Source organism: Mycobacterium sp. (assembly GCF_032162605.1).
In the GTDB taxonomy this organism is placed as follows: domain Bacteria; phylum Actinomycetota; class Actinomycetes; order Mycobacteriales; family Mycobacteriaceae; genus Mycobacterium.
The window spans coordinates 1-5,802 of sequence record NZ_JAVROT010000442.1 but is presented as its reverse complement, the minus strand read 5'-3'; the positions used below and the strand labels follow the sequence as shown (position 1 = coordinate 5,802).

The 5,802-nt window shown below is 64.4% G+C and carries 6 protein-coding genes; all 6 read left to right on the top strand.

Annotation, left to right across the window (positions count from 1 at the left end; translation table 11 throughout):
• Positions 1 to 536, top strand: a 536-nt coding sequence (locus QOI01_RS24725; protein WP_526385666.1) for a sulfotransferase, incomplete at its 5' end; no start/stop codon positions are given.
• A gap of 75 nt (positions 537 to 611) precedes the next feature.
• The gene (locus QOI01_RS24720) at positions 612 to 1,055 is read left to right on the top strand and encodes a N,N-dimethylformamidase alpha subunit family protein (RefSeq protein ID WP_526385664.1); all 444 of its coding nucleotides are present in this window, start codon (positions 612 to 614) and stop codon (positions 1,053 to 1,055) included.
• On the top strand, positions 1,052 to 3,469 hold the full coding sequence (locus tag QOI01_RS24715; protein ID WP_526385662.1) for a N,N-dimethylformamidase beta subunit family domain-containing protein: 2,418 nt from the start codon (positions 1,052 to 1,054) through the stop codon (positions 3,467 to 3,469). Before QOI01_RS24720 ends, QOI01_RS24715 begins: the two co-directional genes overlap by 4 nt.
• Entirely contained in the window at positions 3,469 to 4,260 is a 792-nt protein-coding gene (locus QOI01_RS24710; protein ID WP_526385660.1) for a Rieske (2Fe-2S) protein, read from the top strand. The genes QOI01_RS24715 and QOI01_RS24710 overlap by 1 nt, the downstream gene beginning before the upstream one ends.
• A gap of 92 nt (positions 4,261 to 4,352) precedes the next feature.
• Positions 4,353 to 5,105 carry a response regulator transcription factor gene (locus QOI01_RS24705; RefSeq protein ID WP_526385658.1) on the top strand — a complete coding sequence of 251 codons (753 nt, stop codon included), beginning with the start codon at positions 4,353 to 4,355 and terminating at the stop codon, positions 5,103 to 5,105.
• An 89-nt stretch (positions 5,106 to 5,194) separates the two neighbouring features.
• Positions 5,195 to 5,802, top strand: a 608-nt coding sequence (locus QOI01_RS24700; RefSeq protein WP_526385656.1) for an ABC transporter substrate-binding protein, incomplete at its 3' end; no start/stop codon positions are given.

Below are 5,802 nucleotides of genomic sequence, written 5' to 3'. Positions count from 1 at the left end.
AGCCGTATCAGCGGCACCGCAAGAACCTTCAGCTGATCGGACTCAACGATGCCGAGAAGCGCTGGGTGCTGAAGAACCCCAGCCACCTGTTCGCGCTCGACGCGTTGTTCGCCACCTACCCCGATGCGCTGGTGGTGCAGTGCCACCGGCCCGCTGAGACCATCATGGCGTCGATGTGCTCATTGGCCCAGCACACCACCGAGGGCTGGTCGAATGGTTTCACGAACGAGGTCATCGGGCAGGACTCCCTGGAGACGTGGTCGCGGGGCCTGGAGTTGTTCCATGCCGAACGTGCCAAACAAGACCCGGCGCAGTTCTACGACCTCGACTACTTCGAGTTCATCAAGGACCCGATCTCGGTCGTGGAGAGCATCTACCAGAAGTTCGGCATCGACTTCACCGACGCCGCCCGCCAAGCGATCACCGACAGTCACGTCGAAAGCCAGAAGGGTCCGAGGGCGCCCAAGCACACCTACTCGCTGGACGACTACGGGCTGACGCCCGAAATGGTCAAGGAGCGCTTCGCCGGGCTGTGAGACTGCCCCGACAACCCTCGGATATCCGTCATTTGCCCGATGGTTTCCTGCGCTGGGAGTGCCTAGCGTAGGAGCATGATCCCGATTCCGCGTGACGACGCGACCCGGCAGAAGATGCTCGACGAGGTCCAGGCGAGCGTCGAGGACTTTCACGGAGTGGCCGGATTCTCCGTACTGCGCACCGAAGGGCCTGGAAGCTCGATCGGTCCTCGAGGTGGCATCCGGGACGACGTCCAGTTGGACCGCGTACTGACCCGGATGCGGATGCAGCCGACTGGTGCATTCGGTGGCAAGCTCGTCATCGTCTGCACCAAACTCGAGCAGGAGTGGCGCATCGCTCGTCTGTCCGGAATACGTGGTGTCTCACCGAGTTTCGTGGATGACGAGGTGTTCACCGATGAACAGGCCGCGCAGGCCACGATCTTCTCGATGCGCTTGGCCCAATACCCCGCCGAGGACGGGATGCCCGAGCACTGCACACCTGCGTGGAAGGCGCGAGGGGAGAACTGGGGAGCGTGACGGACACGGGAACTCATCCGTCGCTCCTGCGACTGACGGGGTACGGCAGCAAGTGGTCGGTCGAACAGGGCGACAGCGTCGACTTCTTCGTCAACTGCGACGGACCGGATTCCTATCGTGCCGAGCTGGTCAAACTGATCCACGGCGATACACATCCGAGCGGGCCGGGCTTCAGGGAGGAGATCATCGACTCGCCCGTGAACGGCACCTACCCCGGTCGGTCCCAGACCATACATGCGGGCTCCTACGGCATGGTGCTGGATCGCCGACCGCTGCGCGTGGACAGCTTCACCATGCAGTGCTGGATCTGGCCGACCATGCCGACCAAGGTCGACGGCTACTGGTCGCCAGGGCCGCAGACGATCATGGGCAAGTGGGCCGAGCACCAGGGTTACGGGCTGTTCCTCGATTCGTCAGGCCGCGTGTGCCTACGCGTCGACGATCAGACGCTGACTGCCGCCGAACCGGTTCGCGACCGCGCATGGCATTTCATCGCGGCGACGTTCGACGCCGCCACCGGACGTGCCGTCCTCCACCACGAGCCCCAGGTGCGCTACGCCCTCGATCCCACCCCCGAGCCCGTCGAGACCGTGTTCAGCCAACGCGCTACCCACACCGCCGTGCCGTTCACGTTCGCCGCTCATCCGACCCACACGGAATCCGACGGCGCGTCGCTGCAACCGCACGGCTGGGTGATGACCGACCACTACAACGGCAAGATCGACTCGGCACGGTTGTGTTCGCGGGTGCTCACCAGGCTCGAAATCGAGACCATGAAGCTCGGTGCCGCACCGGGGATGGACGAACGGCGTGGCGTCGGACCGTCCGCTGATCTCGGTGCTGCCATGGTGGCGTCATGGGACTTCGGCCTGGAGATTCCGACCCGCACGATCGTGGACTGCGGGCCCTACCGGTTCGCCGGTGAACTCGTCGGCCTGCCTGCCCGCGCAATGACCGGCCACAACTGGAGTGGTGCGCAGACGTCCTGGGGGGCGCTCGCCGGCGAATACGGCGCGATCCACTTCCACGACGATGACGTCGACGACGCGCGCTGGGCGGTCGACTTCACCGTCACCGTGCCAGAAGACCTGTCCAGCGCCGTCTACGCAATGAAGCTCACGACGGTCGACGGCGACGAGGACTACGTCCCGTTCATGGTCCGCACCCCACTTGGCAAGCCGCAGGCAAAGATCGCCGTGATCATGTCGACGACCGACTACATGGCGTACGCCAACGAGCACCAGGCCAGCAACTTCGGCAGTCTGGAGGCTCTGATCTACCGCACCCCGATCATGTCACCGCAGAACGTCTTCCTCAGTGTGCACCGGGAGTACGGATACTCGCTGTACGACACCCACAGCGACGGGTCCGGTGTGCACGTGTCGTCGCGGCTGCGGCCGATCCTCAACTTCCGGCCGAAGTGCGACTCGGTGATCACCCAGGCGCCGTGGCAGTTCAACGCGGATCTGCATCTCATCGACTGGCTCACCGAAATGGGTTACGAGTTCGACGTCATCACCGACGAGGACATCAGTTACGACGGCCTCGAGAGGATCGAGGGCTACAACGTGCTGCTGACCGGGTCGCACCCCGAGCACAAGGATGGCCGCTACCTCGATGCCGTCCACTCGTACAAGGATCGCGGCGGTCGATTCATGTACCTGGGTGGCGACGGGTTCTACTGGCGCCACACCTTTCACCCCGGGTACGGACGCGGTGAGATTACCGAGTTACGGCGATGCGAATCCGGTATCCGGCCGTGGCAGGCCCAGCCCGGCGAGTACTACCACCAGAGCGACGGCAAGCTCGGTGGGATGTGGCGATTCCTCGGACGCGACATGGCTGCGGTGAGTGGAACGTCGATGGTGGCGCAGGGATTCGACGTCTCGACCTACTTCAAGCGCACGCCGGAGAGTGAAGATCCACGCGTGGCATGGGCCTTCGAGGGAATCACCTACGGCGAGCGTCTCGGTGACTTCGGCCTGGTCGGCGGAGGCGCGGCGGGCGCCGAGCTCGATCACGTCGATACCACTCTCGGGTCGCCACCGCACACGCTGCTCGTCGCAACGTCGGCCGGACTCCACACCGACGCGTATCTGACCGTGACCGAGCTGATCCTGACCAATGCTCCCGGATTCACCGGCACCCAGCACCCGCGGATTCGCGCCGACATGGCGTTCCACGAGACGCCCAATGGCGGTGCGGTGTGGTCGTTCAGCTCGATCTCGTACTGCGGCAGCCTGTCTCACAACGATTACGACAACAACATCTCGACGTTGACGGCGAACGTGCTCAACCACTTCATGCGGGACGGACCGTTGCCCGCACCAGAGGCAGCGGAGATCCGTTCACGTGGTCGTTTCGAGTCGACTCCGGCCCTGAACTTCCACCTGCCCGAGCAGATCGGCGGCTGATGAACGCTGCTGCGGCGTCGCGCAACCTGCTTCTGCCCGCGTCGACGGGACGCCACTCATCCGCCGACAAGGCGGATTGGACGGGGACGTGGGTATGTGTGGGGCTGGAGGGCCAGCTGGCCGAGGTCGGCGCGGTGCTGCCCGCGACGATCGGGCACCACGCGACCCACGTGCGCCGTACCGAGGACGGTCTGGTCGCCGCCGTCAACGCGCGGCCGTTCGGTGGGTGCGCGTCCATCCCGGTGCACTGCGGAAGCACTGGCAATGTCAGGTGTCCGCACCTGTCCTGCGCCTTCAGCGAGGATGGCGGCGTGCTCGACAGCGTGACCGACCCGGGCAGGACGTTGCGAGCCGGGTTCGTCGGCGACGGACGTCGATCCGTCACGCTGCCGCTCGCACGTTGGGGTCCTCTGCTATTCGTCAACGTCACGATGACCGAGCCACCGCCGCTGCCGGTCCTCGATACACCGGCGTTCGACGGCACCGAGATCGTCGCGACGGGTCTTGGATTGGTGCCGGGCAATTGGCTCGAAACCCCGCTGCGGGCGGTGTCGGCGGTCGATGGGGCCCTCTGCGGCGCAGGCACCGACATCACCGTGGTGGCACCGAACCTCGCGACGGTGCGCGACGGGTCGGACACGTTCGCCGCGTTCAGCCGTCCGGCCGGCCAGACGCGCAGCACCGTGGTGTGGGCCCTGCTGAGTGCCACACCGAGCAACCCCCGTCTCGATCAGCGGCGGCTCGGCGAGCTCGCGTCGCCCGGGTTGTGGGCCATGTCACGTTCGCCTTAACGGCGAGGTAACAGGCACCGAACCTCGTTGAAGCCCGCCCGTTGTCCACTTGGTGGGCACGCCATGGGGCACGAGGTGGGTGGAGACGCGAGATGACTCGGACGCGAAACACAACTCGGGACTTCGCCGCGATTGCCGCCGACATGGTCTCCACCGACACCGAGGTCAGAGTCCGCGGTGCCATCGACTATCTCCGTATCGAGGCGCGCTGCGACACATTTCTACTTGCCTACAAGACACCTGCGACAAGGGGGTTCAGCCTCGTCAACTCGGTCGGGTACTCGGACGCCGTTGCAGGGTATTTGACGTCGGACATCCAGTCGAAGCCGGAGTTCTTCAAGCAGTTCGCCGATCACAGTCGGGTTTGGGATTGGGATGACGTGCCCGAATTCCCCGACTCGTACAGCGGCGCGGAAGTTCTGCGTCCGGCGGGGTTCACCAATGGCTTCCTCATGGTGCTGCACGACAGCGCCGGAGACGTGGTCGGGATGTGCCAGGCCAACATGGAGCGTCCCGAGTTCTCGGTGCGTAGTCGATGCCTCGTGGAGACGGTGCGTCCGCTGTTCACCAAGTACGTGGTCCGCATGCGGGGGCGTGCTGGTGCCCGTCTGACCCCTCGGGAACGAGAGATCCTCGCGTTGCTGCGCGGTGGGCTGTCCAACGCCGAGATCAGCTACCGGCTGTTCCTGTCGCCGCGCACGGTCAGCACCCACGTCGAACGGGTGCTGCGAAAACTCGGTGTGGCCAATCGAGTTGCCGCGGCGGTACACGCTACGGAGCTCGAACTCGTCGATCTGCATGGCGTCGTCCCGTCGGTCCAGCCGGGTCGAGTCGCCGGTCTCTGACCGGTCGCCGGATGGGCTTTGCCGGCATCGACAAATACGTCGGATGACGGATACCGCCGAGGCCGCCGACTTGGTTACCGTGAACTCCGATGTCGCCAAACATCACCGCGCGCCGTGGCGCAGTGCACACCGGGACGACGTTCGCACTCAACCCGAAGGATCCACGGATGACGCATGGAACGCGAAACCGTCTGTGGGACAAGGTTAAACGACTGTTCACGACCGGCTTCGTCTTGCTACTCGGGATTGCCGCACTTGCCGGCTGCTCACGCGGACCCGTGCATACCGGCAATGTCTTCGTGATCGCCATCGAGTCCGAGGCGGACATCCTCGATCCTCAGGTTGCGGGTGGTTGGGTGACCTGGCGGATCAACCGGCAGATGTTCGAACCGCTCGTGGACGAGGATCTGACGATCCCATCGGATCAGGCCACGGTGCCTCCACTGAAGCCGGCGCTGGCCGAGTCGTGGGTTATCTCAAAAGACGGCCTCGACTACACCTTTCACATTCGACATCGGGTGAAGTTCCACGATGGCACACCACTCAATGCGCAGGCGGTCGAATACAACATCCGCCGGATGTGGGACAAGAACTCCCCCCAGTACTCGGTCAAGGCGGCCGGTCAGACGAACTTCGTCTGGAAGTTCCTCGACACAGTCCAGACCGTCGACGATTACACACTGAAAGTCCATCTCAA